27 protein-coding genes are annotated in these 25,819 nt (G+C 60.5%); 11 read left to right on the forward strand and 16 right to left on the reverse strand.

The window, feature by feature from the left end; genetic code table 11:
* Positions 1 to 16: 16 nt before the first annotated feature.
* Entirely contained in the window at positions 17 to 775 is a 759-nt protein-coding gene (locus tag NA8A_RS09800; RefSeq protein ID WP_009450284.1) for an SOS response-associated peptidase, read from the reverse strand.
* A gap of 134 nt (positions 776 to 909) precedes the next feature.
* Between NA8A_RS09800 and NA8A_RS09805 the strand changes: the two genes are divergently transcribed.
* From NA8A_RS09805 to NA8A_RS09825, 5 genes are all read left to right on the forward strand, one after another.
* Complete coding sequence (locus NA8A_RS09805; RefSeq protein WP_040672212.1) at positions 910 to 1,329, forward strand: NUDIX hydrolase; 420 nt, start codon at positions 910 to 912, stop codon at positions 1,327 to 1,329.
* 210 nt (positions 1,330 to 1,539) lie between these two features.
* On the forward strand, positions 1,540 to 1,890 hold the full coding sequence (locus NA8A_RS09810) for a TIGR02301 family protein (protein ID WP_040672307.1): 351 nt from the start codon (positions 1,540 to 1,542) through the stop codon (positions 1,888 to 1,890).
* A gap of 10 nt (positions 1,891 to 1,900) precedes the next feature.
* Complete coding sequence (locus NA8A_RS09815) at positions 1,901 to 2,683, forward strand: 6-phosphofructokinase (RefSeq protein WP_009450287.1); 783 nt, start codon at positions 1,901 to 1,903, stop codon at positions 2,681 to 2,683.
* A gap of 99 nt (positions 2,684 to 2,782) precedes the next feature.
* The gene (gene ygfZ / locus NA8A_RS09820) at positions 2,783 to 3,640 is read left to right on the forward strand and encodes a CAF17-like 4Fe-4S cluster assembly/insertion protein YgfZ (RefSeq protein WP_009450288.1); all 858 of its coding nucleotides are present in this window, start codon (positions 2,783 to 2,785) and stop codon (positions 3,638 to 3,640) included.
* A complete protein-coding gene (locus NA8A_RS09825; protein ID WP_009450289.1) occupies positions 3,637 to 4,263 on the forward strand; it encodes a YfbR-like 5'-deoxynucleotidase in 627 nt (208 codons plus the stop codon). Before ygfZ ends, NA8A_RS09825 begins: the two co-directional genes overlap by 4 nt.
* 261 nt (positions 4,264 to 4,524) lie before the next feature.
* Here NA8A_RS09825 and NA8A_RS09830 read toward each other — a convergent pair whose 3' ends face one another.
* Positions 4,525 to 5,976, reverse strand: a complete 1,452-nt coding sequence (locus NA8A_RS09830) for a RimK family alpha-L-glutamate ligase (protein ID WP_009450290.1) — start codon at positions 5,974 to 5,976, stop codon at positions 4,525 to 4,527.
* The gene (locus NA8A_RS09835; RefSeq protein WP_009450291.1) at positions 5,973 to 6,449 is read right to left on the reverse strand and encodes a GNAT family N-acetyltransferase; all 477 of its coding nucleotides are present in this window, start codon (positions 6,447 to 6,449) and stop codon (positions 5,973 to 5,975) included. Before NA8A_RS09835 ends, NA8A_RS09830 begins: the two co-directional genes overlap by 4 nt.
* A gap of 200 nt (positions 6,450 to 6,649) precedes the next feature.
* On the opposite strand from NA8A_RS09835, the gene NA8A_RS09840 reads away from it, so the two are divergent.
* Together NA8A_RS09840 and NA8A_RS09845 are read left to right on the forward strand one after the other, a co-directional pair.
* Positions 6,650 to 7,555: a mechanosensitive ion channel family protein gene (locus NA8A_RS09840; RefSeq protein ID WP_051017986.1), complete on the forward strand. Its 906-nt coding sequence runs from the start codon at positions 6,650 to 6,652 to the stop codon at positions 7,553 to 7,555.
* Positions 7,556 to 7,743: 188 nt separating this feature from the next.
* Complete coding sequence (locus tag NA8A_RS09845; RefSeq protein WP_040672313.1) at positions 7,744 to 8,985, forward strand: MFS transporter; 1,242 nt, start codon at positions 7,744 to 7,746, stop codon at positions 8,983 to 8,985.
* A 52-nt stretch (positions 8,986 to 9,037) separates the two neighbouring features.
* Here NA8A_RS09845 and recO read toward each other — a convergent pair whose 3' ends face one another.
* The 9 genes from recO to rpoZ form a co-directional block, all read right to left on the reverse strand.
* Positions 9,038 to 9,778 carry a DNA repair protein RecO gene (recO, locus tag NA8A_RS09850; protein ID WP_009450294.1) on the reverse strand — a complete coding sequence of 247 codons (741 nt, stop codon included), beginning with the start codon at positions 9,776 to 9,778 and terminating at the stop codon, positions 9,038 to 9,040.
* 18 nt (positions 9,779 to 9,796) lie between these two features.
* Positions 9,797 to 10,726, reverse strand: a complete 930-nt coding sequence (gene era, locus NA8A_RS09855) for a GTPase Era (RefSeq protein WP_009450295.1) — start codon at positions 10,724 to 10,726, stop codon at positions 9,797 to 9,799.
* Complete coding sequence (gene rnc, locus NA8A_RS09860) at positions 10,723 to 11,454, reverse strand: ribonuclease III (RefSeq protein WP_009450296.1); 732 nt, start codon at positions 11,452 to 11,454, stop codon at positions 10,723 to 10,725. Before rnc ends, era begins: the two co-directional genes overlap by 4 nt.
* Before the next feature lie 4 nt (positions 11,455 to 11,458).
* A complete protein-coding gene (gene lepB / locus NA8A_RS09865) occupies positions 11,459 to 12,208 on the reverse strand; it encodes a signal peptidase I (RefSeq protein WP_009450297.1) in 750 nt (249 codons plus the stop codon).
* A gap of 96 nt (positions 12,209 to 12,304) precedes the next feature.
* On the reverse strand, positions 12,305 to 12,706 hold the full coding sequence (acpS, locus tag NA8A_RS09870; protein WP_009450298.1) for a holo-ACP synthase: 402 nt from the start codon (positions 12,704 to 12,706) through the stop codon (positions 12,305 to 12,307).
* Positions 12,706 to 13,299, reverse strand: coding sequence for a DUF2062 domain-containing protein (locus tag NA8A_RS09875; RefSeq protein WP_040672214.1), 594 nt, complete (start codon positions 13,297 to 13,299; stop codon positions 12,706 to 12,708). The genes acpS and NA8A_RS09875 overlap by 1 nt, the downstream gene beginning before the upstream one ends.
* 252 nt (positions 13,300 to 13,551) lie before the next feature.
* A complete protein-coding gene (locus NA8A_RS09880; RefSeq protein WP_009450300.1) occupies positions 13,552 to 14,325 on the reverse strand; it encodes an NYN domain-containing protein in 774 nt (257 codons plus the stop codon).
* Positions 14,326 to 14,520: 195 nt separating this feature from the next.
* The gene (locus NA8A_RS09885) at positions 14,521 to 16,782 is read right to left on the reverse strand and encodes a RelA/SpoT family protein (RefSeq protein WP_009450301.1); all 2,262 of its coding nucleotides are present in this window, start codon (positions 16,780 to 16,782) and stop codon (positions 14,521 to 14,523) included.
* A gap of 138 nt (positions 16,783 to 16,920) precedes the next feature.
* On the reverse strand, positions 16,921 to 17,316 hold the full coding sequence (rpoZ, locus tag NA8A_RS09890; protein ID WP_009450302.1) for a DNA-directed RNA polymerase subunit omega: 396 nt from the start codon (positions 17,314 to 17,316) through the stop codon (positions 16,921 to 16,923).
* 356 nt (positions 17,317 to 17,672) lie between these two features.
* Here rpoZ and NA8A_RS09895 point away from each other — a divergent pair, with 356 nt between their 5' ends.
* Together NA8A_RS09895 and NA8A_RS09900 are read left to right on the forward strand one after the other, a co-directional pair.
* The gene (locus NA8A_RS09895; RefSeq protein ID WP_009450303.1) at positions 17,673 to 18,254 is read left to right on the forward strand and encodes a LabA-like NYN domain-containing protein; all 582 of its coding nucleotides are present in this window, start codon (positions 17,673 to 17,675) and stop codon (positions 18,252 to 18,254) included.
* Complete coding sequence (locus NA8A_RS09900) at positions 18,251 to 18,949, forward strand: uracil-DNA glycosylase (RefSeq protein ID WP_009450304.1); 699 nt, start codon at positions 18,251 to 18,253, stop codon at positions 18,947 to 18,949. The genes NA8A_RS09895 and NA8A_RS09900 overlap by 4 nt, the downstream gene beginning before the upstream one ends.
* Positions 18,950 to 18,966: 17 nt before the next feature.
* Here the strand turns inward: NA8A_RS09900 and smpB are convergent, their stop codons facing one another.
* Complete coding sequence (gene smpB, locus NA8A_RS09905; RefSeq protein WP_009450305.1) at positions 18,967 to 19,440, reverse strand: SsrA-binding protein SmpB; 474 nt, start codon at positions 19,438 to 19,440, stop codon at positions 18,967 to 18,969.
* A 25-nt stretch (positions 19,441 to 19,465) separates the two neighbouring features.
* On the reverse strand, positions 19,466 to 20,347 hold the full coding sequence (gene dapA, locus NA8A_RS09910) for a 4-hydroxy-tetrahydrodipicolinate synthase (protein WP_009450306.1): 882 nt from the start codon (positions 20,345 to 20,347) through the stop codon (positions 19,466 to 19,468).
* A gap of 318 nt (positions 20,348 to 20,665) precedes the next feature.
* Between dapA and NA8A_RS09915 the strand changes: the two genes are divergently transcribed.
* Together NA8A_RS09915 and NA8A_RS09920 are read left to right on the forward strand one after the other, a co-directional pair.
* On the forward strand, positions 20,666 to 22,687 hold the full coding sequence (locus NA8A_RS09915) for a lytic transglycosylase domain-containing protein (protein WP_051017987.1): 2,022 nt from the start codon (positions 20,666 to 20,668) through the stop codon (positions 22,685 to 22,687).
* Positions 22,688 to 22,972: 285 nt separating this feature from the next.
* A complete protein-coding gene (locus NA8A_RS09920; RefSeq protein WP_009450308.1) occupies positions 22,973 to 23,863 on the forward strand; it encodes an alpha/beta fold hydrolase in 891 nt (296 codons plus the stop codon).
* 187 nt (positions 23,864 to 24,050) lie between these two features.
* Here NA8A_RS09920 and NA8A_RS09925 read toward each other — a convergent pair whose 3' ends face one another.
* Positions 24,051 to 24,983, reverse strand: coding sequence for a tyrosine-type recombinase/integrase (locus NA8A_RS09925; RefSeq protein ID WP_081581931.1), 933 nt, complete (start codon positions 24,981 to 24,983; stop codon positions 24,051 to 24,053).
* 378 nt (positions 24,984 to 25,361) lie between these two features.
* Positions 25,362 to 25,819: porin (locus NA8A_RS09930; protein WP_009450310.1), on the reverse strand; the 458-nt coding region annotated here is incomplete at its 5' end.

Consider the following 25,819-nt stretch of genomic DNA (forward strand, 5'->3'; position numbering starts at 1 on the left):
TGCTTCAGGGGGCATCTCAGAAAAGCGTCAGTTGATCGTCTTTATCGCTGCTCTTTTTTTCAGCGGTTATGGCATCTGCCGGCCGTTCGGCGCGGTCCTGCAACTCCGGGCCGGCATTGGCGACCTTGTTGACCTTGTCGGACACGGGAATTGCTTCGAAGAAATCCGGTTCGGCGGGCTTCAGCAGGTCCGCCACATGACGCGGCTCCTGATTGAGACAATCGAGCCAGCGCTCGAAATCCTGCGGCTCGATCACCACCGGCATGCGATGATGAATCCCCTTCAGCCGGGCGTTCGCCTCGGTGGTCAGTATCGCGCCGGTATCCATCTCCGTGCCGCCGGGTTCCGACCAGCTTTCCATCAAACCGGCAAAGGCGATGACGCCGCCATGGCGTGGCCTGATCCAATAGGGCTCGGCGCGTTTATTGCCCACGCGCCGCCATTCGTAGAATCCGCTGGCCGGTACAAGCGCGCGGCGATGCCGCATGGCGGTCTTGAAGGAAGCCTTTTGCGCGGCCGTTTCAGAGCGCGCATTGAAAAGCAGGGGCAGATCGGCGGGATTTTTCGCCCATGACGGGATCAGCCCCCAGCGCACCAGAAGCGCCGAACGGGACGGCAGATTCGAGCCGGGTGCACGCGAGGGACCGGAAAGCGCCATGAGGATGGGCTGCGTCGGAGCGATGTTGTAGCGTGGCGGGAACGGATCCAATTCCATCACGCCAAGCATGGACTGCACCGCATCGGGTGTCGCAGTCAGCGCGAAACGGCCGCACATGGCTTGTTTCCCTGGGTTATGGTCCGGCCCGCCATGCGGGACATTCTTTGCACGATGAACCCCTCGGAGTGTGACATTTCCGGTTGCTTGCGGCAGAGTTGGCGATCAAACCGGGCTATGCAAGGTGTCATTCCATGAAATCAGAGGAAATCCACGCGGTGTCGGCGGCTGTCGTGCAAAACGGCCGCTTCCTGCTGGTTCGACGGGGACGGCCGCCGGCCGAGGGGCTCTATGCATTTCCCGGCGGGCGCCTGGAGGAAGGTGAGACGCATGAGGAAGCCGTTGCCCGCGAGATCATGGAGGAAACAGGGCTGACCGTGCTTTCGGCGGCATTCCTGCGGGAGATCCGCCTGCCGGTCGAGGAACGCGATATGGTTTTCCTTCTGAGCGTCTATCGCGCCGAGGCCGCTGCAGGCGAACCGGTGGCCGGCGACGATGCGGCGGAGGCGGCCTGGTTCACGCCCGATGAAATCAGGCAGCTTCCGATCACCCAGAGCACACTTGCAATCGTCGAGGAACTGAGCGCGGCATGGCCAAACCGAAAGGTCGGCTAACAGCTTTCTCAATCTTGCCACTTTCTTCACGCGGATGCGACTATGATGGGAAAAAGCGTGCCAATGCGCGCCCGGAGGCTAAATTTGTTCACCAGAGCATCCTGCGGTCAGGCGAAATCATCCGATATCCGCATGAACGTGGAAATATACGAAAATGGACCGAAACGCCGTTTCCATGAAACCGCGAAGCTGTCCGGAGTATCCGCGACCATGCTCGTTATTGCTGCCCTGGCATTTGCGATACAGCCCGCGCGCGCTGCCGAGGCCGCCTATGAGAAACCACTTCTGCGCCTCGCCGAGGTGCTTGGAGCGGTCCATTATCTGCGCAATCTTTGCGGTGAGACCTCCGATGCATGGCGAGGCAAGATGCAGGAGCTTCTGACGACCGAGGCCCCCTCGCCCGAGCGGCGCGAGAAACTCGTTGCCAGCTTCAACCAAGGCTACCGCGCCTTCGCCGGCACCTACCAAAGCTGTACGCAACAGGCGCGCAGCGCCATCTCGGGCTATATGGAAGAAGGCGCGCGCCTGTCGAAGGACATAGCGCAACGATACGGGAACTGAAGGAAAACCGATGCGGAACTCCAGTTTTTCCAGAACCAGTCGAACCTCCGCCCCGCGCGCCTGTCTGAGCGCGCTCGCTTTGCTTCTTGCTCTGGCAGGGCCCGGCCATGCGCTCAGCCAGCTTCAGGAGGCGCCGGAGCCTGCGGAAGAGCCGTCCGAGACGATCGAGCGTGTGCCGCTCCCTTCGCCTGTCAAACCGCCTGCGGCCGCGAACGAAGTGGAACCGTCCGAACCGGGAGATGAACCGGGTGCGGAAGAGGCAGCCCCGGACGGAGGGGCGAGCGAAGAGGAAGTCGTTCGCCCTCGCATAGACCCCGACAAGCCGCTGCCTGAAGTTCTCTATGATCTCGACAAGCTGCCCGAACCTGTTCGGCGCATGCATGATCTGATCGTCGAGGCCTGCAAGACCGGCGACCTGGAACAGCTGCGCCCGCTGATCGGCATGGGCGAAGACGCCACACAGCTTTCTCTCGGCGGGATCGAAGGCGATCCGCTGCAATTCCTGCGGGAGCTTTCGGGCGACGACGAGGGACAGGAAATCATGGCCATCCTACTGGAAGTGCTGCAGGCGGGCTATGTCCACGCCGATGTGGGCACGCCTTCGGAACTCTATGTCTGGCCTTATTTCTTTGCCGTGCCGCTCGACAGCCTCGACAAGCGCCAAAGAGTGGAGCTCTTCACCCTGGTAACGGCGGGCGACTACGAGGAGATGAAGAATTTCGGCGCCTATGTGTTTTATCGCGTGGGCATCACCCCTGAAGGGCATTGGGCGTTTTTCGTGGCAGGAGACTGACGGGCCCTGACAAGCGGTTCTCGCCGTGCCTTGCCGCGCACGCGAAAGCATCCTAGCTAGAGAGCATCGCCCTCAGCTTCGCGTTCTTTCGGATAAGCCATGCCCGTCATTCACCTCGCCCCACGCGCCACCGTCCGTGTCAGCGGTCCGGAAGCCGAGCACTTCCTGCACAATGTGATCACCACCGACCTTGGAGCGTTGCAACCCGGCGAGGCAAAGGCCGGCGCGCTTTTGACCCCGCAGGGCAAGATCATGTTCGACTTCGTGGTATCACGCGCCGGACCGGGTGCATTCCGGCTCGACTGCCGTGCAGACATTGCCGCTGATCTCGCTCGCCGGTTGATGCTCTACAAACTTCGTGCGAAGCTCGATATTGCACTGGAAGAACAATCTGTTGTGGCGGTTTCGTGGGAAAATGATTCCGCTCACGAGACCGGCGACGAAACAGTGCTCGACCTGCGCTTTCCGGCCGAGACCAGGGTGATCCGCCATTATGGCACACAACCGCCAGCCAATGCGGACGAGACCGGCTGGACGAGATTGCGCATCGAGAACGCCGTGGCGGAGAGCGGCAGCGACTTCGCCCTGGGGGACGCATTTCCGCATGATGTGCTCTATGATCAGAATGGCGGCGTCGGCCTGAAAAAGGGATGCTATATCGGGCAGGAGGTCGTTTCGCGCATGCACCACCGGGGCACTGCGCGCCGGCGCCTGCTGATTGCGAGCGCCGAGGCCGTCCTGCCGGAGGCAGGCACCGAGCTCAAGGCCAATGATCGTGCGCTGGGCACACTTGGCAGTGTGGCAGGAACGATGGGACTTGCCATCGCCCGCATCGACCGGGTGAAAGATGCCATGGATGCGGCGATACCCATTCTGGCCGGAGAGGTTTCCGTCACGCTGAGCATTCCCGCCTGGGCCCGTTTCACCTTTCCCGAGACCGGTGGAGGCGAGGCGTGAGCCCGGCCAAGGCACCGGAGGCCGCCCGCGCCTGGCAACGCATGCTTTCGGGCCGGAGGCTCGACCTGCTCGACCCTTCCCCGCTCGATATCGAGATCGGCGACATCGCGCACGGGCTTGCCCGCGTTGCCCGGTGGAACGGACAGACCGAGGGCGACAACGCCTATTCGGTTGCCCAGCATTCGCTTCTCGTTGAAGATGTTTTCGGCAGGATCGTCGCAGGCGCCACCGCTGACTGGTTACAGGCCGCGCTCCTGCACGATGCCCCCGAATATGTGATCGGCGACATGATCTCGCCCTTCAAGGCCACACTCGGCGACGACTACAAATCTGTCGAGAAGCGATTGCAGCGTGCCATCCATCTGCGCTTCACCCTGCCGCCGGATATAACGGTGACGCTCAAAAAGGCGATCAAGCGTGCGGACCGCATCGCCGCCTTCTATGAAGCAACGAGGCTTGCCGGTTTCGCCGAAAGCGAGGCTGCACGCTTCTTCGGCCGACCGAGGGGCATCGCACCGGAGACGGTCGACATGACGCCCCAGCCTGCAAAGAAAGCACAAGCCGCCTTCCTGAAGCGATTTGCCGAAATCGAGAAGTTGCGTGGGCGGGGATCGGTCGGCTGACTGGAGCTCCGCAGGATTGAGGCGCTGAGGCCCGACCCGCATCCGCCTGCCGGCACTTTCTCCCCGCGAACGGGGAGAAGGAGGGGCGGGATGCGCTTATGAGGCTCCAGAGCGCCGTTCTTGCGCATGCCCTATCCCGAAAGCCGGTGCCCGCTTCCGCGAGACATGCGCTAGATCGGTTCACCGTTTCACTTGAACCGATCTATTTTGTTTTTCCGCATTTATGCAGACGCTAGGTGATTCCACCTGACTGCAAAATGCCTAGCGCTCCAGTCGGTCGATGAACCACTGGGTAAGCTTGGTCCAGACCGTATCCTTCTCGCCCGCATCCTCACAGCCATGGTCGAGATTGGGATTGTCGTTGACCTCGATGACATAGATGCCATCGGGCGTTTCCTTAATGTCGACGCCATAAAGCCCGTCGCCGATACAGCGCGCGGCGCGCACGGCGATATCGATCACCTCCTTCGGTGTCTCCGCCAGCGTGAAGGAGCGAAAGCCGCCCTCATCCGGCTTGCCGCCGCGCTCGTGATTGACGATCTGCCAATGCTTCTTGGCCATCAGATAATGAACAGCAAACAATGGTTCGCCACCCAGAACGCCAATGCGCCAGTCAAACTCCGTCGGCAGGAATTTCTGCGCAATCAGAAGATCGGAATCCTCCAGCCATTTGGTGGCCAGCGCCCTCAATTCATCCAGGGTCGACGCCTTTTTGACACCGCGCGAAAACGAACTGTCGGGAATTTTCAGGACCAGCGGGAAACCGAGTTGCTCGGCGGCTTTTTCTAGATCGCCCGGTCCAGCGATCATCACCGTCGGCGGAACCGGGACATTGTTGGCCGCCATCAATTCGTTCAGATAGACCTTGTTGGTGCAGCGGATCATCGACAGGGGATCATCGATGACGGGCATGCCTTCCTGCTGTGCGCGGCGGGCGAAACGATAGGTGTGGTTCGAGATCGAGGTGGTTTCGCGGATGAAGAGCGCGTCGAAATTGGCGAGCCGCGGCAGATCCTTCCTGGTGATCGGCTCCACCTCGACGCCCATGCGCGCGGCAACCCGCGACCAATGCTTGAGCGAGGCGATGCTTGAGGGCGGCAGCTCTTCCTTCGGATCTATGAGGGTCGCAAAACTGTAGCGGGCGGCGGCACGCGCCTTTCCGTCGCGCCACTGGCGGCTGGTGTAGGTCTCAAGGCAAGCGGTAAAGCGCTCCTTCTCTTCAGCCGACATGCGCGCCAGCGGGCGAAAGCCGATGCGGGTGATCGTGGCCCAATCGCCATCCTTGATGGAAACCTCGAGCGCAGGTGCACGGAACCAATCGAAGAGAAGCCGGGCAAAGCGCTCCCACGCCTTGCTTGGCCCGATGCCGAAGAAAACCCCTACGCTCGATGGAAAGGCGCCCCCCAGTTCGGCGCGGCAACGGTTCAACGCCTGTTCCAGCTCCGGCAGGGAATTTTCATAGAGCTTGCGAGCCGACAGGTCGATCATCGTCTCGACCGAAGGGATCACGCGGTGGCCGCGCGAACTCGCAAGAAGCGAGGCATAATAGCCTCGGCTCTGATAGGCATAGCTCGACGAAAGATTGATAATCTTCGGCAACTGCCCGCGAAAAAGCGACGGATGGGTGAGATAATCCCGGTTGGTGATGATCTTGTATGGGGTGGCGGTCTCGTCCAGATCGCCTTTCCTGCCAGTCAGGATGACCCAGGTCATTTAGGGCCTTCTTCCTCTTCTTTGCCGCCCAAGCGCTTTTCGTAGCGCAGGGCGCGCATGCCGTCATGATAGTAATTCTCATGCTGCCCGAAGCAGCGATAGCCGGATTTCTCATAGAGCGAAATTGCGCCTGAATTATCTTCCCGCACCTCAAGGCGCATGAGCTGACAACCGCGCAACATCGTCTCCTGCTCTACAGCCTCTAAAAGAAGGCCTGCGATGCCACGCCCCAGAGCCTGCGGCGACACAGCGATGGAGTAAAGCCGCGCCTTGCGGCTCAGCCGACGCAGGAGCACGAGCGCATAGGCAAGGATCCGCCCGTTTTCCGCCGCGACGAGAAGGATTGCCGAACGCCGGCTCGAAAGCGTGTAGAATGACCGACGCGACAGCCAGTCGCCCGTAAAGGCGGCATTCTCGATAGCGAGCAAAGCCTCGACATCGCTGCGACGCGCAGGACGGACCTCGATCGTCATGGATTTGCTCCCCTGAAATTCCCGCTGCGGATTTGCGACCCCGGTCTCATATTGCTAGACACGGGGTCTCCGCACAGCCGACGCAGGCTGAAATCCGCAACCGCACCGAAAGTGGCGCGTTGGCGATTTCGACAGGGGCGATGACGCGCTTTCCGCGCATCGACGACAATCACGACAAACTGCACGGAGATCGTTTATCCATGGAGCTGCAACCAGAAAACCTCATGACGGTGGCAGAATCAGTGCTGGCCCAGGTCAGTGAGTTCGCCGTATCTTACGCCTTCTCGATTCTCGGCGCCATCGTTCTCATCGTGGCCGGCTTCATCGTGGCAGGGGTGGTGCAGCGCGCCGTCACACGCACGCTGCGACGCTTCCCCTCCTTCGACATCACGCTGACGACCTTCTTCGCGACCATTGCGCGCTATGCAGTGCTCGTGCTTGTCGGGGTCACGGTTCTTGCCCAGTTCGGCGTGCAGACGGCCAGCATCATCGCAGCGCTCGGCGCGGCTGGCCTGGCCATCGGCCTCGCCCTCCAGGGCACCTTGCAGAACATCGCAGCCGGTATCATGCTTCTGGTGCTGAAACCCTTTCGGATCGGCGAATATGTGGAGGCAAGCGGCATCTCAGGCACGGTTCAGTCCATCGGCCTTTTCGCCACGGAGATGAAAACCGTTGACGGGCTCTATATCCTGGCTCCCAACAGTTCGCTCTGGAACACCTCCGTCACCAATTTCACCCGCAACCCGCTGCGCCGGAACGATCTGGCGATCGGGATCGGCTATGGGGACGACATCAATCTGGCGCAGGAAACCATGCTTGATCTCGCCAAGGCGGATGCCCGGATTCTCAGCGAACCGGCACCGGCGGTGTTCGTTTCCGAGCTTGGCGACAGCGCCGTCGGCATCACGCTGCGTTACTGGACGCAGACAGCCGACTGGTGGCAGACGCGCCTGGATATGACCAAGGCCGGCAAGGAAGCCTTCGACGCCAAAGGCATCTCCATCCCGTTCCCGCAACGCGACGTGCACTATCTGCCTGTGGAGGCGGAACCGCAGGGCAAAAGCGTCGGCAAGGCCGGTGCGGCAGCGGCAGGCTCGAAGAAATAGCGACCGCCCCATACAAACCGGCATGCAGCCCGCGCGTTTTCAAAAGGCTGTGCTGCATGCCGCTCTTGGGCCAGTGAAGATTTTTGAATGTAACGAGTGTTTTTATTCATTTGCATTGATGCAAGCTCATTCTATCTTGCTGTATGGGCATGAGCCCGAGAACCGTTTTCACAACAAACGAGTCGATCATGCCCCAGCCCGCCACCGCCCGCGCGACTGCCCAGTCTTCGTTTCCCTGGCTGATCGTCATCTGCGGATGCCTGATTACGGGACTGAATTTCGGCCCGCGCTCGGCAATGGGCTTTTTCCAGCTTCCCATGCTTGCCGATACCGGTTGGGACCGCACGACCTTCGGTCTCGCCATTGCGATTCAGAACCTCATGTGGGGCGTGGGGCAGCCTGTCTTCGGCGCTCTCGCCGACCGGTTCGGAACCTGGCGCGTGCTCACTCTTTCGGCTGCGATCTATGCTGCCGGCCTTCTCATGATGGCGTCCGCGCACAATGAGATGATGCTGCATATCGGCGGCGGTGTCCTTATCGGGCTTGGCGTGGCGGGCGGCTCCTTCAGCATCATCCTTGCGGCATTCGCCCGCAGCGTGCCCGCGGAAAAGCGCAGCTTCATCTTCGGGCTTGCCACGGCGGCGGGTTCGGCCGGCATGTTCCTTTTCGCGCCCATTTCGCAAGGGCTGATCAGCGCCTATGGCTGGTCGGACACGCTGGTCTATATGGCGGCGGCCATGCTCATCATTCCGGTGCTTGCGATCCCGCTTATCGGGAATGCGGCATCCAACCCGTCAGCACATGCGCAATTCAAGCAGACGGCGGCAGAAGCCTTGCGCGAGGCCCTCGGTCATCGCAGCTTCGTGTTGCTGGTGTCAGGTTTCTTCGTCTGCGGTTTTCAGCTCGCCTTCATCACCGCGCATTTCCCCGCCTATATCGGCGATATCGGCATCGACGCCAGCTATGCGGTGATCGCGCTGGCCCTGATCGGCTTCTTCAACATCATCGGTTCTCTTCTTTCCGGTTTCATCAGCCAGCGTTATTCGAAGCCAATCTTCCTCGCCTATATCTATATCGCCCGCTCGGTAGCGGTGGCGCTGTTCCTGCTTCTGCCGCAAACGCCGACGAGCGTGATCGCTTTCTCAGTGGTCATGGGCCTTCTGTGGCTGTCGACCGTGCCGCCCACCAATGCGCTGGTCGCGGTGATGTTCGGCACGCGCCATCTCGGCATGCTGGGCGGTGTCGTCTTCTTCTCGCACCAGGTCGGCTCATTTCTGGGCGTCTGGCTCGGCGGCTATCTCTACGATCAATTCGGCAGTTACGATCCGGTCTGGTGGCTTGGCATGGCACTTGGCCTGTTTGCGGCTGTCGTGCACTGGCCAATCCAGGAAAAGGCGGTCGACCGCCCTGCCCTCGTGCCTGCGGAATAGAAAACCGTCCAACCGGCTTAAACCACTGGTGTCTGCCTGTCGGAGAGAGGTGTCAAACCGCCTGCGCGCGAAGCCTTGCGAGAGCGGCGATAAAACCGCCGCGCGCATCGGGTTCCTGCAGGCCGCGCGGCTCATAGACGTTGCGATTGAAGAAGAAGCCGGTCAGACGGAATGCTTCGCCAAGGGCCGTTTCTTCTGCAATACGCTGTGTGCCGCCCGCCATGAGAAAAGCCGGCAACGGCAGCAGCCGGTCCTGCCAGGGCGCTCCCGCAGTGCGCGTGACCGCGCGGCCTGATTTGGGCGAGACATATGCAAGGTCTTCCCGAACTCCGGTCAAGGCGCATTGGGCAAGATCGAGCCCGAAGCCCAGCTCCTCCAGGACGGCCAGCTCAAAACGCACGACCAGGGCGCCTGCAAGCTCCGGATCGTCGAGATGCGCGGTGATGATTTTCAGGCTCTCATAAAGGCCGGCATTGGGATCGCGCTCGGGCACAAGTCGCAGATGCGCGGCCAGAAGCTGGATGCCATAGACGGCGATAGCGGATGAGAGAAGCCGGGCGGCATTCAGCTCCACGGGCTCGACCTGGAAGGCACCCAGATGCTCTTCAAGGCGGGCCCGCCAGACGAGTTCCACACGGTTTCCCGGCTGAAGCAAAGGTTGCATGCGGCGCGAACGGCCGCCCTTGACGAGCCCCAGATGCCGGCCATGGGCCGCCGTCATCGTTTCAAGGATAACGCTGCTTTCGCCATGCCGGCGGGCGCCCAGAATGATGCCTTCGTCACGCCATTCCATGGGCCGACTGTCCTCCCGTCAGCCCGGGAATTCAAGCCCCATCTCGCGATAGCGCTCAGGGTCGTTGCCCCACCCTTCACGCACTTTCACGAACAGGAAGAGATGCACCTTCTGCTCCAGAATGCCCGCGATCTCCTCACGGGCCGCCTGACCGATGGCGCGGATGGTCGCCCCCTTGTGGCCGAGCACAATCTTCTTCTGGCTATCGCGCTCCACATAGATCACCTGATCGATGCGCACGGAACCGTCCTTGCGCTCCTCCCACTTTTCGGTCTCCACATGGATCGCATAGGGCAATTCCTGATGCAGGCGCAGGAACAGCTTCTCGCGCGTGATCTCGGCGGCAAGCTGGCGCATGGGCAGGTCGGATATCTGATCGTCCGGATAGTACCAGGGGCCTTCAGGAAGCCGTTCGCCGAGATAGGCGAGCAGATCCTCGCAGCCCGAGCCGTTGAGCGCCGAAATCATGAAGGTGCGTTCGAAATCGACCTTGCCATTGGCAATGGCGGCGAGTTCGAGAAGCGTTTCGCGCTTCACACGGTCGATCTTGTTGAGGATCAGGAGCTTGGGCTGGGCAACCTCGGAAAGCCTCTCGAGAATGGCTTCGGCATCGCCCTTGATACCGCGTTCGGCATCGATGAGAAAGGCCACGATGTCGGCATCCTTCGCGCCTCCCCAGGCCGTCGTGACCATGGCGCGGTCAAGGCGGCGGCGCGGATTGAAGATGCCGGGCGTATCGATGAAGACGATCTGCGTCTGCTCATGCGTGGCAATACCGCGAATGATGGCGCGCGTCGTCTGCACCTTATGTGTGACGATGGAGACCTTGGCGCCGACAAGCTGGTTCAGAAGCGTCGACTTGCCGGCATTGGGGGCGCCGATCAGTGCAACGAAACCGGAGCGTGTCTTCTCGCCAGCTTCCGGGATAGTCGTGTTTTCGTCGCTCATGATCCCGCCTCGTTCTTTTCCCAGATACCCTCGCGTTCGAGCATCGATGTTGCAGCCGTCTGTTCCGCCTCGCGCTTGGAGCGTCCGCTCCCGTGGGCCGGCTCGTATCCCTTTACCCGAACCGCCACGGAAAATATCGGATCGTGATCCGGTCCCTCGCGGTTTTCAATCGTGTAGGCCGGCGTTGCGCCGGAAACCTGATGCGCCCATTCCTGAAGCGCGGTCTTGGGGTCGCGGCGCGCCGCGTCGGCGGCACGGGCGCGCCCGCCCCAATTGGTACGGATGAAGGTGCGGGCAGCATCAAGACCACCCTCAAGGAAGATCACCGCAATCAGCGCTTCCATGACATCGGCGCGCAGATTGACCTGCTTGCGTGCCGCGGCCCCACGCAGGTCGCTGCCGATGTGAATAAGCGGGCTGACCCTCAGCGCGTCGGCGATCTCGGCCAGCGTCTCGGCGTTGACCAGCGTGTTCAGACGCACGGAAAGCTCGCCTTCGGGCGCTTGCGGAAAGAGTTCGTAGAGGAGTTCCGCGACTGCGAGCCCCAGGACCCTGTCGCCCAGAAATTCCAGGCGTTGGTAGTCGAGCCCGGAGCGCCCACGCGCACTCGCATGCGTCATGGCCTGCTCTACAAGCGCCACATCCTCAAATACAAAGCCCGCGCAGGCAGAAACGGCCTCGGCCAGTTCCTTCCCGCGCAGACGTTTTCCCGATACGCTTTTTACCAAAATATCAGTCGATCCAGTTGAAGATCCGCGTTGCGCGCACCTCGGAAGGCCAGCGCCACAGCTCAAGCGGGCTTGCACCGCCTGCAATGGAGAAGAAGATGATGTTGGCGCGGCCAACAAGGTTTTCCGCAGGCACATAGCCGACCGAGAAGCGACTGTCCGAGGAATTGTCGCGGTTATCGCCCATCATGAAATAATGGCCTTCCGGCACCACGAATTCACGCGTGTTGTCACCGATGCCGTTCGGCGTCAGATCGAGCGTGTCATAGGAGACGCCGTTCGGCAGGGTCTCGCGATAGACATCCACCGGCCGGTCGGTCTCGGTGATATCGGGATCATCGATCTGGCCAACCTTCTCGCGCTTGACCGCCTCATCATTGATATAAAGCACGCCTTCGCGCACCTGAATCTTGTCGCCCGGCAGACCCACCACACGCTTGATGTAATCAATCGAGGGATTGGGCGGGAACTTGAACACGACGACATCGCCACGCTTCGGCTCGCTACCCCAGATGCGGCCGGAAAAGAGCGGCGGCGAAAAAGGCAAAGAATGGCGCGAATAGCCATAAGCCCACTTCGTCACGAAGAGGTAGTCACCTTCAAGCAAAGTCGGCCGCATGGAACCCGACGGGATCGAGAATGGCTGGAACAGGAAGGTGCGGATCACCAGCGCCAGGATCAGAGCCTGAACAATAACGCTGATGGTTTCGCCCAAACCGCCCGAATTCTTCTTCGATTTGTCAGCCACGCTCATAAATTCCTCGGTTCGAGTGTTTCGCTCGGTCATATCGCGCCCATCCGGCTGCCGCAATGCGGCAGAGACCGGAAGATGGGCATTTCCGCTGCGCCATCAAGTCTCGCTCAGCGCCTCGATGATGACGAAAGCCTGAGCAAGCGGATAATCATCCGTAATGGTCAGATGGATCACGGCTTTGTGGCCAGCCGGTGTCATGGAAGCCAGACGGGCTGCCGCACCACCGGAAAGCTCCATGGTCGGCTTGCCGCCGGGAAGATTCACAACGCCCATTTCGCGCCAGAAGACGCCACGTGAAATGCCTGTTCCGAGGGCTTTCGCACAGGCTTCCTTGGCAGCAAAACGCTTTGCATAGGAGGCCGCGCGCTCCGCACGGCGGTCGGACTTGTTCCGTTCGATCTCGGTAAAGACGCGATTGGTGAAGCGTTCCCCGTAGCGCTCGAGCGTCTTGGCGACGCGACGAATGTCGATCAGATCGCTCCCGATACCGATGATCATCAGCCTGCCACGGGCCGGGGGCCGACACTCTGAGCGAGGGCGCGCCGACGGGCACGCTCTGCCAGCCGCTTGCGGCGCTGCTCGCGGAAGGCCAGCGTGGCCCAGCGCGTCAGGAAATAGAAAACCAGGCCGAAGAACAGGCCGAGCGGAACGCAGCCCACGGTCATCGGCTTGATGAACGGGTCCCACAACTGGGAGAATTCAAGATGACGCAACAGGCGGCCAAGATGCACGGTTGCAGCCGGCGGCGCATGGGCGCCGGTGAGGATCAGCTTGCCGGTCTCAAGCGTCGCGCCCCAGATAAAGGGAAATGTCAGCGGATTGCCCACGGCCGTACCGATCGCCGAGGCGACGAGGTTGCCGCCTATGCACCAAGCAAGAGCGGCCGCGATCACGAAATGAAAGCCGAGGAAAGGCGTAAACGAAGCAAAGGCTCCAGCGGCGATGCCTGCCGCTATGGCATGCGGGGTGGCCGTCAGCCGTAAGGCGCGTTTCGTGAAATATTTCGCGGAGCGCCAGAAGGAGCGGCGCGGCCACACCATGGTGCGTGCCCGTTCCCACAGATCCGCTGGTTTCCTACGTCTGAACAACATTGCCGAGATACCGCATTCCCAGTGAACTCAATCCTTTCAAGCGGATGGCAAGCCTACCCCCCAAGCCTCTTAACGACTCTATCTCCCAGCCTCTTAACGAGGCGTTCGCACCGAAGCACCCAATAAGGATATAGGCAGGCCGTTTAGGTTAGGGCAAGCAAAACACGCCGGCTTTGGCTCATTGCTTGCGCATTGGCCAAGGATCACTCAAGGGCTAGCTGCCCGTATTGGCGGAATTTGGGCGAGGAGCGATCAGCCGGAAGCTTCGCCGGAGCGTTTTGCCGCAACGCGGCAACGGATTTCGACAAGGCTGCCGGCGGGCTTGCGAATGTCGAAGGCGCCGGTTTGCCGAACGAGTTCCAGGAGCTTGCTGGCACCGTAGGCGCGGGTGTCGAAGTCAGGCTTGATCATCCGAAGCGTGCCCCCCAGTTGCGAGAGACATACCCAACCATCGGCACTGTCCCGCTGCTTTATCGCCTTACGCAGGACAGGTACGGCCTCTTTGGGCGCGGGCTTGGCAGGGCTTTGCCGCACCACCTTTTCAGCGGGCAATATTGCCGTGGATTTCGTTTCCGTGCCCGCGCATAAGGGCTTGGACTTCTCCATGAAAGATGTGGTGTCGATGAAGCGGGTGCATGCCTTCTGAAAACTTTCAGGTGTCTTGGTTTCTCCAAAGCCGAAAACATCCAGCCCTTCCTCGCGGATACGCACCGCAAGCCTGGTGAAGTCGCTGTCGGAGGAAACGAGGCAAAATCCATCAGCGCCTCCTTTATGGAGCAGGTCCATCGCATCAATCACCATGGCGATATCGGTGGCGTTCTTGCCAGTCGTATAGGCAAACTGATGGTGTGGAACCAGTGCATGTCGCGGCAGAATTTCGCGCCAGGGCGCCAAATGCTCCTTGCTGAAATCTCCATAGAGACGGCGGGTGTCGGCCACACCAATCCGTATGATTTCTGCAAAAAGCCTGTCGGCGATCCTCGAAGACGTATTTTCCGCATCAATCAGTACGGCAAGACGTCTCATGCTTTTCGGCTCGCTCACTGCTTGCCCTCACCCTCGACCTCAATCGGGCGAAAGAGTAGGACATGCAATCATGCGATTTCGTTAAACCCGATGCTACAACTCGAACGAGCAAAGAAACGGGCTGTGAAGCCCTTGCAGCGTGTTTTGCCGCGCCGGATGATGTCGTACCTGCCCCACTTCGACCAGCACGGGCGCTCACCCATTCACGCGGTGGGCATCGCTGACGCAGCCGATTTCCTTGATCTGGGAAAGAAGCCTGTTCAGGTGCTTGAGGTCCCATACTTCGAGATCGAACAGCATTTCGGTGAAATCAGGCGCGGTTCGCTCCATGGAAAGCGTGTGGATATTGGCATCGTTGGAGGCGATGGCCTGCGCGATCTCGGCCAATGATCCCGGTTCGTTGATTGCGGTCACCGAAACCCGAACCGGAAAGCGCTCCTTCATGTGCTCGTCGATATCCCAGCGCACGTCGATCCAGCGTTCCGGCTGATCGTCGAAGGCGGTGAGTGCCGGCGACTGGATGGGATAGATCGTAATGCCGGAGCCGGGATGCAGGATGCCGACGATACGGTCGCCCGGCACGGCCCCTTCAGGAGCAAAGCGCACCGGCAGGTCGCCGGAAACACCGCGGATCGGCAAGGCGCCCTGCCCTGCCTCCTTGCGCTCCTTGGTGGGCTCGTCCTTGCTGCGTTTGGCACGCCTGGAAGATCGTCCGGGAATCTGGAACAGCATGCCCGCGGCATTGCGCAGATTGAACCAGCCTTCCTCACGCTGCTGCTGTTTGGGCTGCTGCGTGACGCGCTCATCCTTGTAGTCGGGGAAGACGGCGCGCACGACATCCTGCGAGGAGAGTTCGCCGCGACCGACGGCAGCCAGCACATCCTCCACATCCTGACGGCCCAGGCGATGGAGAACCGGCTTCAGCGCATCGCGCGAAAAGCTCTTGTCGGCCCGCTCGAAGGCGCGCTCCAGAATGCGCGCGCCAAGCCCTGAATACTGCTTGCGGATGGCGTTTCGCGTGGCGCGGCGGATCGCGGCCCGCGCCTTGCCGGTCACCACGACGGATTCCCAGGCAGCGGGCGGCACCTGTGCCTTGGAACGGATGATCTCCACCTCGTCGCCATTCTTCAACTCGGTCATCAGCGGCATGATGCGGCCATTGACCTTGGCACCCACGCAGGTGTCGCCGACATCGGTGTGAACCGCATAGGCAAAATCGATAGGGGTTGCGCCGCGCGGCAGCGCGATCAGACGCCCCTTGGGCGTGAAACAGAATACCTGATCCTGGAACAGCTCCAGCTTGGTGTTTTCAAGGAAATCTTCAGGCGTATCGCCTTCCGAGAGCGCCTCAATGGTCTGGCGCAGCCATGCATATGCATTCGTGTCGCGCGAAATCTTGTGCTCGGCACCCGACAGCTTGCCGCCCATATCCTTGTAGATCGAATGCGCGGCAACGCCATATTCGGCTATTCTGTGCATCTCGAACGTGCGGATCTGCAGTTCCACACGCTGGCGCGAAGGGCCGACGATCGTGGTGTGGATCGAGCGATAATCGTTCTGCTTGGGCGTCGAGATATAATCCTTGAAGCGGCCCGGCACCATCGACCAGGTGGAGTGGATGACGCCCAGCGCGCGATAACAATCTTCCACCGTGTCGACCAGAACGCGGAAGCCGAAGATATCGGACAATTGCTCGAAGGAAAGCGCCTTGGTTTCCATCTTGCGGAAGACGGACCAGGGTTTCTTCTGGCGGCTTTTCACCTCCGCCTTGATCTGGTGCTCGACGAAAAGATGCGAAAGCGCATCTTCAATCGCCTTGATGACCCCTTCATTGCGCTCGCAGAATTCGGCAAGGCGCTCGGTCACTGCGCGAAAGGCTTCCGGGTTTATGTGGCGGAAAGCGAGTTCCTCCAGCTCTTCGCGCATGTCCTGCATGCCCATGCGCCCGGCAAGCGGCGCATAGATATCCATCGTCTCCTCTGCGATGCGCAGGCGCTTGTGCTCAGGCACATGACCGAGCGTGCGCATGTTGTGGAGACGGTCGGCGAGTTTGACGAGCAGCACGCGCACATCGTCGGAGATCGCCAGCAGCAGCTTGCGAAGGTTTTCGGCCTGATGCGCCTTCTTGGAAACGAGATCGAGGCGCTTGAGCTTGGTCAGGCCTTCGACGAGCTTGCCGATGTCGGGGCCGAACAACTCATCGATCTCAGCGCGTGTGGCGGTCGTATCCTCGATCGTGTCATGGAGAAGCGCAACGGCGATGGTCGCCTCGTCGAGATGCATGTCCGTCAAAATGGCGGCGACTTCGAGCGGGTGCGAGAAATAAGGGTCCCCGGAGGCGCGGCGCTGGTGGCCGTGCTTCTGCATCGCGTAAACATAAGCCTTGTTTAGAAGCGCCTCATTGACGTCCGGCTTGTAGCGCTGGACACGCTCGACAAGCTCGTATTGACGCATCATGGGCGGCTTCCTCGATCTTATTGTTTATACAAAGCAAAACATGCGCCGCGGGGACACGGCGCATGCTCACAATAGGCGGGAAAGCACCAATGCGGAAGCCCTGGCTGGGCAGCCCCGGCGGTGCTTAGAAGCTAACGATCAGAAATCGTCGTTCTTTTCCGGAGGCACCAGTCCTTCGATACCGGCGAGAAGCTCTTCCTCGCTCATGCGATCGAAGGAAATGGCCTCTTCTTCCGTCTCGATGCCGATCTCGGTTTCCACCTCGGCCTGGCCGATGGTGGGCAGATCCGCTTCCGGCTCGTCCACTTCCACATGTTTCTGCAGCGAGTGGATCAGCGCTTCCTTGAGGTCGCCCGGAGACAGCGTCTCATCGGCGATCTCGCGCAGCGCAACCACGGGGTTCTTGTCGTTGTCGCGATCGACGGTGATGGATTCGCCCTGGGAAATCTGACGGGCGCGATGGGCTGCCAGCAGAACCAGATCGAAACGGTTGTCTACCTTGTCGATGCAGTCTTCAACGGTCACACGGGCCATAGAGTGCCCCTTTCATGCGTCAATCTGTAAAGGAATCTTTCGGGTCCATAGCCCGACTGCGCTGAAAATACAAGGGTCGCGTCGTCAAACCGCTGTGGTCAAGGCGCTTCCCGAGCAGGCACGAAAGGGCCTTTTCAACCGGGTTTGAAGGCTCGCATAAAATGCTGGCTAAATGATGGCGAACACGCTCCACACCGCCCGCGATCCGCTTGTATTCGCACTAAATTTGTTTATTGGTTGGAACTATCATCCACGAACGCTATTTTCTCATCAGTGATAGCTTAACGGTCCGTTCTTGCAGTGCGTTTTCCAGGCGACGTTCCCAACTCGGCCATTGCGTAAAAGGAATTTTGACAATGTTCGACCCCCGCGAAAAGATTGCCCTGTTTATCGATGGGGCGAACCTCTATGCGACATCGCGCGCGCTGGGCTTCGACATTGACTATCGCAAACTGCTGAGCAGCTTCCGCGACCGCGGATATCTCCTGCGTGCTTATTATTACACCGCTCTTGTCGAGGATCAGGAATATTCCTCGATCCGCCCGCTGATCGACTGGCTCGACTACAACGGCTACAAGGTCGTGACCAAGCCCGCCAAGGAATTCACCGATGCCGCGGGACGCCGCAAGATCAAGGGCAATATGGATATCGAGCTCACGATCGACGCCCTTGAGATCGTCGACGTGGTGGATCACTACGTGATCTTCTCGGGCGACGGAGACTTCCGCACCCTGGTCGAGGCCTTGCAGCGCAAGGGCCGCAAGGTGAGCGTCGTATCGACCATCCAGTCGCAGCCGCCGATGATCGCGGACGATCTGCGCCGGCAGGCCGACAACTTTATCGATCTGATGTCGTTGCGCGATTCCGTCGGTCGTGCCACAAGCGAACGGCCCGCCAAGCGGGTTGACCCTGAAGAAGAACCGTTCGACGATTTATGACCAAGGTCCCGGCGCGCACTGAGCCACCGCTCGATTGCCCGCTCTGCCCTCGCCTGCATGATTTCATCGCCGGCTGGCGCGAGCGCGAGCCCCAATGGTTCAACGCACCCGTGCCGACCTTCCTACCGCCTGGCGGGGATGACGACGTGCGTCTTCTCATTGTGGGACTGGCGCCGGGATTGCGCGGGGCAAACCGCACGGGACGCCCGTTTACAGGCGATTATGCGGGCGACCTCCTCTATGACACTCTGCGCCGTTTCGGTTTCGCACACGGAACCTATGAGGCCCGGCCCGACGACGGGCTGCAACTGGTCGGCTCCGCCATCGTCAATGCGGTTCGCTGCGTGCCGCCGGAAAACAAGCCGGTGGGCGCGGAAATCACCACCTGCCGCAAGCATTTCTTTGCGCCCACCCTCAAGCGCTTTCCCAACCTTATGGCAGTCGTCACGCTAGGGCTGATCGCCCATCAGTCTACCGTGCGCGCCCTCGGCGGGCGGGTGGCGGCGCATCCCTTCCGCCATGGCGGCAGGCAGGAACTGGCCGGCCTCAGCATTTTTTCAAGCTATCATTGCTCGCGATACAACACGAACACAGGTCGGCTGACAGAAGAAATGTTCGTCGATGTTTTCGCCAGTGTCCGGGACTTTCTGGCGAAGGATGCCGATGGCGCGTCAGCGCAGAGTACGGACCGCTGAAAGCCAGCTGAAAAAGTCTAACCGTGCTGCTTGAGCAGACGGGCCTTTTCACGGTTCCAGTCGCGCTGCTTCGAGGTTTCGCGCTTGTCGTGCAGCTTCTTGCCGCGCGCTACGGCAAGTTGCAGCTTCGCCAGACCTCGCTCGTTGAAATAGAGCTTCAACGGCACCAGCGTCATACCCTCGCGCTCGATGGATTGGCCAAGCCGCGCCATCTCCCGGCGGGAGATGAGCAGCTTGCGCTTGCGGCGCGGCTCATGATTGAAGCGATTTCCCGCAAAATATTCAGGGATATAGGAGTTGATCAGCCAGAACTCCCCGTCCTCAATGGAGGCATAGGATTCCTGGATGTTCGCCTGCCCTTCACGCAGCGATTTCACTTCCGTTCCCGTCAAGACGAGGCCAGCCTCCAAGGTGTCGAGCACTTCATAGGAAAAGCGCGCCTTGCGGTTGTCGGCAATCGTCTTGAGGTTCGGGTTCTTGTCCTTGGCCATATTTCTTGAACGCGCGGGCGGCCCGTCAGTTCAACAGGCCGGCATGTTTCAGCGCGGCGTCGATGCGGGTGGCCGTCTCTTCCTCGACCGGTACCAGCGGGAAGCGAAGCGTGTTTTCCATGCGACCGAGACGTGAAAGTGCATATTTCGCGCCAGCCGGGTTTGGTTCGATGAACAGCGCCTTGTGCAGCGGCATGAGGCGGTCCTGCAATTCAAGCGCCAAAGCGCGGTCGCCTTCAAGCGAAGCCTTCTGGAACTGGGCACACAGGCGTGGTGCAACATTCGAGCTCACGGAAATGCACCCGACGCCGCCATGGGCGTTGAAGCCAAGCGCGGAAGCATCCTCGCCCGAAAGCTGAATGAAGTCTGTGCCGCATGTCGCGCGCTGCTCGCTGACGCGATCCACCTTGGCGGTGGCATCCTTGACACCGACGATGTTGGAGAAATCCTTGGCCAGACGGCCCATCGTCTCCGGCGTCATGTCTATGATGGAACGTGGCGGAATGTTGTAGATGACGATCGGCAGGCTTGCGGCGCGCGCAACGGCAGCGAAATGCTCGTAGAGGCCACGCTGGTTGGGCTTGTTGTAATAGGGCGTGACAACAAGCGCGCCATCGGCGCCCACTTCCTTCGCAAACTGGGCAAGCGCGACCGCCTCCCGCGTGGAGTTGGAGCCGGCGCCGGCAATCACCGGAACGCGACCGCCCGCAACCTCGACGCAAAGGCGCACGATCTCACGGTGCTCCTCATGGCTGACAGTCGGGGATTCGCCCGTCGTGCCCACGGGAACCAGACCATTGGTGCCTTCGGAAATCTGCCATTCCACGAGTTCGCCGAACGCTTTTTTGTCCAGGCTTCCGTCCTTCTGGAACGGCGTCACAAGTGCTGTGAGGGACCCCCTGAACATGTTTTCGAACTCCTGAATGAATTGTTCTTTCTCAGCGCGCGACCGCGCTGCCGACGCTTCTAACCGAAGATCGGGCCGCGCACCATAGTCTTGCCATCTACAGGCTGCAAGAAAGCATATGACAGTGCCCTGAAAACAGGCTTGGAGCGAAAGCCCATAAGCACCCGCCATGAACCGCTTCTTATGGTTAACACGGTCTTCATGGATACAGGCTAGACTTGAAACCGTAACCGCGATGTACATTTGGAAGCGATTACACCCGTGAAAAGCCGGTTTGCCCTTTTTCTCGCCCTTGCCGCCTTCTGGCCCTTGCCGACAATGGCGCAGGCACTGCCGGATGTCGCACCCCTGCCCTTCGCTCGGCCGGGTGCTGTGACAGCACCCGAAACCGCGCTTGAACGCGCCTTGCAGCCCACCGCAATCCTGCGTCCGGATGTGGAGAGCGCCATGCCGGCGCTCAGCCGCGAGGCGATGATCCTGACCGGAGGGCTGGACGCGCTTTCGGCCGGGGACGCCGACCTCGCCCGCAAGGCCCGCAATGCGCTTTCCTCCGAGCGTATCGAGCGCTCGATCCTAGATTGGGCGATTGCCCTTTCTGGCAATGTATCCGTATCGAGCGCGGAAATCGGCAAGGTCATGCAGGAACTGGATGGCTGGCTTGGCGTGGCCGCGTTGAGCGCGGCACGCGAACGCGCCCTTTTCCGCGAAAAAGCCGACGCCAATACAATCCTGAAAGCCTTCGAAAAGAGCGCTCCACAGACCTATGAAGGTACGGTCGCGCTTGCCCGTGCATTCGTGGCGAAAGGCGACGCCCGGCGGGCGCGCGCCCTGCTCGGCCCCTTCTGGCGCACCCGCAAACTGGATGCCACGGCCGAAACCGCATTTCTGCGGGAGTTCAGCCCGTATCTTTCCAAGGAAGATCATCGCTTCCGCATGGAGCGGATGCTTTACGAGGATCGCATTCGCTCCGCCGAGCGTGTGGCAATCCTTGCAAGTGCGGAGGCGCTTTCGACAGCCTGGGCCGCCGTGATCCGGGGGAACAAGAACGCCCTCAAACTGCTCGATGCCGTGCCGAAGGAGCAGCAAAGCGCGGGCTATTTGTTCGCGCGCATCCGCCATCTCCGCCGCCAGGAGCATTTCAAGGAAGCCGCGGCATTGATGCTGAAGGCTCCACGCGAGGCGGCAGCACTCGTGGACCCGGACGAATGGTGGATCGAGCGACGCGCCCTTTCCCGCGAACTGCTGGATCTCGACGACCCCGACATGGCTTACCGGATCGCAGCCGCGCATTCGGCAGAAAGCCCCGCACGCGCTGCCGATGCGGAATTTCATGCGGGATGGTATGCGCTGCGCGCACTCGATAATGCCAAGGGCGCCGCCGATCATTTCGCCAAGGTCGCGGCAATCGCGGAGGGACCGATCTCCAACGCCCGGGCCTATTACTGGATGGGGCGGGCAGCTGAAGCGAACGGAGACGACAAGGCAAAGGCATATTTCGAGCGCGCCGCTGTATTCGGGACGACCTTTTACGGGCAGCTTGCCACCGCAAAACTCGGTCGTAACGTCTTGCAGGCCGATACGCCGGCCCCGAGCCTCAAGGACCGACAGACTTTTCGCATGCGCCCCGTGGTGAAGGCGATCCGCCGATTACAGGATACGAACCATGGATGGCGCGCCGCCACGCTTTACCGGGCGCTGGCCGAAGAGCTTTCAAGCCCCGGCGAGCTTGCCCTCTTGGCAGCGATGGCGGAACGACGCGGCGACCACACGATGGCGCTGCGCGTCGGCAAGATCGCTGCCGGGCGCGGCATCGATATCGGTGTTCTGTCCCATCCGCTTGGAGCCATTCCCGGCGATGTGGCCCTTGCTTCGGACAGCAAGGCGCTCGCCTATGCGGTTGCCCGGCAGGAAACGGAATTCAACGGCAGCGCCGTATCATCAGCGGGAGCGCGAGGGCTGTTACAGCTTATGCCCGGGACGGCGCGCGAGATGGCGCGCAAGAGCGGCATTCCCTATTCCCGCGACCGGCTGACCCAGGACATCGCCTATAATACGACGCTCGGCTCGGCCTATCTGGACGAGCAGCTGGGGCGTTTCAACGGCTCCTATGTGCTGACATTCGCGGGCTACAATGCCGGGCCACGCCGCGCCTCGGAGTGGATGGTGCGCTACGGCGATCCGCGCGGGCAGTCCGTGGAAGCGATTGTCGACTGGATCGAACGAATTCCCTTTGCCGAAACCCGCAATTACGTGCAGCGGGTGATGGAGAATTTCCAAGTCTACAAGATGCGCCTTTCGGGGCATTTCGATATTGCGGGGGACCTCGCCGCCGGCGGCTGAGCGCACCGGAAGCGCTCTATCCTTTTGTCTTCCCTGCATGAATTATCCGCAGCAAGCGCGATTTCGGTCGAGCCCAACCCTTACCCTCTCCCCACACGCCGAGAGAGGAGGACAAACACGCTGTAATTTCAATCTAAGGCCGCCTTAACCGCACATTTGTAAGACGCCAGGCGTTCCCGCCTGGCTGCAAAATGCTTTGATCTCCTGCATTTGTGCGACGCCAGGCGTTCCCGCCTGGCTGCAAAATGCTATATCTCGACGCCGTGGTGGAGGAAGGAAAGAGCAATGGCCGCAGTGGAATACCGCGATTTCTTCTATTCGGCACAGGATGGGCTAAAACTCCATGCCCGGCTTTACGGCGAGGAAAATCCCGGCCTGCCGGTGATCTGCCTACCCGGCCTCACGCGCAATGTGCGCGATTTCCATGCGCTTGCACTGCTTCTGTCGCAGCGCGAGAAATCGCCCAGGAAAGTAATTTCCTTCGATTATCGTGGGCGCGGCCAATCGGCCTATGACACCGAATGGCGCCATTATGACGTGGCGGTCGAGGCCGGCGATATCATGGGCGGTCTTGCCGCGCTCGGCATTGAACATGGCGCCTTTATCGGAACCTCGCGCGGCGGATTGATCATCATGGCGCTCGCCGCAAGCCGGCCGGCGCTCCTTAAAGCCGTCGTTCTGAACGATATCGGGCCCGTCATCGAAGGCGATGGCCTGGCACAAATCCGCGCCTATCTCCAGCGTGCGCCGAAACCAGCAACGCTTGACGAAGCGATACAAATTCAAAAGGCCGTTCATGGCGAAGCTTTCAACGCGCTGAGCGAAGAAGACTGGCGCCGCTTTGCCGACGCGCTCTACCGGGAAAACGGCAAGGGGGGGCTTGCCCCCGATTACGACCCCAATCTCATCAAGCCCCTGAAAGCCATCGACTTCGACCGGCCGCTGCCAACCGCATGGCCGATGTTCGAAGGCCTGGGCGCAGTTCCGCTGCTCGTCATCAGAGGGGAGAATTCCAGGCTCCTGTCAGCAGAAACCGTGGAGGAGATGAGACGACGGCATCCGGCCATGGAAACGATAACCGTCCCGGGGCAAGGCCATGCGCCTCTCCTCGAAACGGGGATGCTGCCCGAGGCGATTGCCGCGTTCATCGAAAAAGCGCAACGACGCAAGGGCTGACCGACATCCAAGCGTGCAGCGGTCTCTCAGACTAGCCCTCTACGCTTTAAGCGCCTGCATTTAGACATGCTTCGCCGAACCGGCTCCCACGTCCGGAGACATGCACCAAGACACACATCTACAACACGGACCGAGAGGATGGCCGAAACCGAAAAGGAAGCGCCGGATGGTTGCCGGCGCTTTCCCGTCAGTTCTTGCAGCAGCCGGCACCCTTGCAGCGCTCGAGCACATCAACACAGGGATCGAGATCGCTGGTCGCAAGATGCGCATAGCGCATGGTCATCTGCAGCGTCTGGTGACCCAGCCACATCTGAACGCGACGCAGATCGATGCCGCCCTGCACGAGACGTGACGCGCAGGTATGGCGCAAGACGTGCGGCACCACCTGATCGTCCTGTGACAGGCCGATCTCCGCCTTCGCCTCGTTCCAGATGGTGCGATACTGCGCCTGCTTGAGCATGGCGAAGGGACCCTTGTGGCCATCCTTCGGGATGCTCACGGCCTCCTGGGCCCGGCCGGTCAAAGGTACGGAGCGTGCGCGCGCGGATTTCGTGATCCAGAAACTGGCCTTGCCGCCGATCACATCGTTCCAGTTGAGGCCAATCGCCTCGCCCAAACGACACCCGGTATCGACCAGAAAGACGGATAGCCTTCCCGCATCGGCATTGCGCCGTGCGATTGCAGCAAACAGCCGGTCTTCCTCATCGCGCGACAGAAAACGGATGCGGCCCGACCGCTCCTTCTGTCGCCGGAATTCCGGCAGGCTGTGGATATCCCCCATCTTTTGCGCCTTCCGCAGAAGCTTGCTCAGCGCGGCCATCTTTCGATTGATGGTCGCATTGCTGTTTCCGCGGGCGCGCAACTTGCCAATCAGCTCATCGAGCGTTTCCTGGCCAAATGCACTGAATCGTTTCCCCAACATAAGCTCGTCAAGCTCGCCTATGAAGAAGGTCACATTATACCGATGCTTTCCGGGCTCCCAAAGTATATCTACATACTTCGAGAACAACTCTCTCAAGCTAAACTCAGAAACGACGCGCAAACGCTCGTCGCTGAATGACACCGAATAACGGGAAACCGGTAGATTCCACTCGCTACCCAGCATGTTTACCGAACTCATGCCGGAAACACCTCGGATGCTAAAGCCTACTTATGGCATCCCTCTGAGTCTCGCCCCACCCCTGAAGCAAACCCCTCAAAGAACCCCAGCTTACGGGATACGAGTCAAACCTTTTCGTCAAGGTCTCAAATTTTCTACGGTCGGGCCGGACAACGGCGCTCGCGAGAGCGCGAAGGCGGCCTGCCTGTTATTGGGAAAGACCGGACTTCCCGTCTTTCCAAGGGGTGCAAAAAAGCAAACGGTCCCTTCCTTGCCTTTCATCGGATCCCAATTCTCCTGGGCAAACCCAGGTCGCGCCCGCCCCGATGAAAGGCTCAGAAGGCGAAGAAAGCCCGGCAGAGGTCCGCCGGGCTTCCAAAGCACTCTCAAACGACAGGCTTAGAAGCCGCGCTCGAAGCGGATGAAGCCGCTGAACACGCCGTCCGAATAGCTGTCGCCGTCGTTGTAGTTGAGGGCCAGCTTGGTGTTGAAGTTCTCGACGACCTTGTAGTCGACAACGCCACCGATGGCCCAATCGTCATTACCCGAGAGCAGTGCGCTCGAGCTCTGACGATCACCGAAGTACTGACCACCAAGACCAACCGACAGCTTCGGCGTAGCGGCATACTTCAGGTAGCCACCGAAGGAGTAGTCGTAGTTGAAGTTGGTGTAGACGTTCGGGTCGGAAGAGTAGGTCGCGAGCAGTTCGACGGTGAGCTGCTGCGTCGCCTTGATGGAGGCGAAGCCCTTGAGGGCCCATTCTTCAGCCGTGGCGTCGTAGGCGACGAAACCGGCGACCGAACCCCAGCCCTGCGTCAGGCCGATCTTGCCGACGACGTTCGGGGTGTAGTCGTAGT

Source organism: Nitratireductor indicus C115, assembly GCF_000300515.1.
GTDB classification, from domain to species: domain Bacteria; phylum Pseudomonadota; class Alphaproteobacteria; order Rhizobiales; family Rhizobiaceae; genus Nitratireductor; species Nitratireductor indicus.

Excerpts from the sequence above, each read along its gene's own strand:
- NA8A_RS09800 (WP_009450284.1), bottom strand. The coding sequence starts at position 775 with ATGTGCGGCCGTTTCGCGCTGACTGCGACACCCGATGCGGTGCAGTCC.
- NA8A_RS09805 (WP_040672212.1), top strand. The coding sequence starts at position 910 with ATGAAATCAGAGGAAATCCACGCGGTGTCGGCGGCTGTCGTGCAAAAC.
- NA8A_RS09810 (WP_040672307.1), top strand. The coding sequence starts at position 1,540 with ATGCTCGTTATTGCTGCCCTGGCATTTGCGATACAGCCCGCGCGCGCT.
- NA8A_RS09815 (WP_009450287.1), top strand. The coding sequence starts at position 1,901 with ATGCGGAACTCCAGTTTTTCCAGAACCAGTCGAACCTCCGCCCCGCGC.
- ygfZ (WP_009450288.1), top strand. The coding sequence starts at position 2,783 with ATGCCCGTCATTCACCTCGCCCCACGCGCCACCGTCCGTGTCAGCGGT.
- NA8A_RS09830 (WP_009450290.1), bottom strand. The coding sequence starts at position 5,976 with ATGACCTGGGTCATCCTGACTGGCAGGAAAGGCGATCTGGACGAGACC.
- NA8A_RS09835 (WP_009450291.1), bottom strand. The coding sequence starts at position 6,449 with ATGACGATCGAGGTCCGTCCTGCGCGTCGCAGCGATGTCGAGGCTTTG.
- NA8A_RS09840 (WP_051017986.1), top strand. The coding sequence starts at position 6,650 with ATGGAGCTGCAACCAGAAAACCTCATGACGGTGGCAGAATCAGTGCTG.
- NA8A_RS09845 (WP_040672313.1), top strand. The coding sequence starts at position 7,744 with ATGCCCCAGCCCGCCACCGCCCGCGCGACTGCCCAGTCTTCGTTTCCC.
- recO (WP_009450294.1), bottom strand. The coding sequence starts at position 9,778 with ATGGAATGGCGTGACGAAGGCATCATTCTGGGCGCCCGCCGGCATGGC.
- era (WP_009450295.1), bottom strand. The coding sequence starts at position 10,726 with ATGAGCGACGAAAACACGACTATCCCGGAAGCTGGCGAGAAGACACGC.
- lepB (WP_009450297.1), bottom strand. The coding sequence starts at position 12,208 with ATGAGCGTGGCTGACAAATCGAAGAAGAATTCGGGCGGTTTGGGCGAA.
- acpS (WP_009450298.1), bottom strand. The coding sequence starts at position 12,706 with ATGATCATCGGTATCGGGAGCGATCTGATCGACATTCGTCGCGTCGCC.
- NA8A_RS09875 (WP_040672214.1), bottom strand. The coding sequence starts at position 13,299 with ATGTTGTTCAGACGTAGGAAACCAGCGGATCTGTGGGAACGGGCACGC.
- NA8A_RS09880 (WP_009450300.1), bottom strand. The coding sequence starts at position 14,325 with ATGAGACGTCTTGCCGTACTGATTGATGCGGAAAATACGTCTTCGAGG.
- NA8A_RS09885 (WP_009450301.1), bottom strand. The coding sequence starts at position 16,782 with ATGATGCGTCAATACGAGCTTGTCGAGCGTGTCCAGCGCTACAAGCCG.
- rpoZ (WP_009450302.1), bottom strand. The coding sequence starts at position 17,316 with ATGGCCCGTGTGACCGTTGAAGACTGCATCGACAAGGTAGACAACCGT.
- NA8A_RS09895 (WP_009450303.1), top strand. The coding sequence starts at position 17,673 with ATGTTCGACCCCCGCGAAAAGATTGCCCTGTTTATCGATGGGGCGAAC.
- NA8A_RS09900 (WP_009450304.1), top strand. The coding sequence starts at position 18,251 with ATGACCAAGGTCCCGGCGCGCACTGAGCCACCGCTCGATTGCCCGCTC.
- smpB (WP_009450305.1), bottom strand. The coding sequence starts at position 19,440 with ATGGCCAAGGACAAGAACCCGAACCTCAAGACGATTGCCGACAACCGC.
- dapA (WP_009450306.1), bottom strand. The coding sequence starts at position 20,347 with ATGTTCAGGGGGTCCCTCACAGCACTTGTGACGCCGTTCCAGAAGGAC.
- NA8A_RS09915 (WP_051017987.1), top strand. The coding sequence starts at position 20,666 with ATGGCGCAGGCACTGCCGGATGTCGCACCCCTGCCCTTCGCTCGGCCG.
- NA8A_RS09920 (WP_009450308.1), top strand. The coding sequence starts at position 22,973 with ATGGCCGCAGTGGAATACCGCGATTTCTTCTATTCGGCACAGGATGGG.
- NA8A_RS09925 (WP_081581931.1), bottom strand. The coding sequence starts at position 24,983 with ATGAGTTCGGTAAACATGCTGGGTAGCGAGTGGAATCTACCGGTTTCC.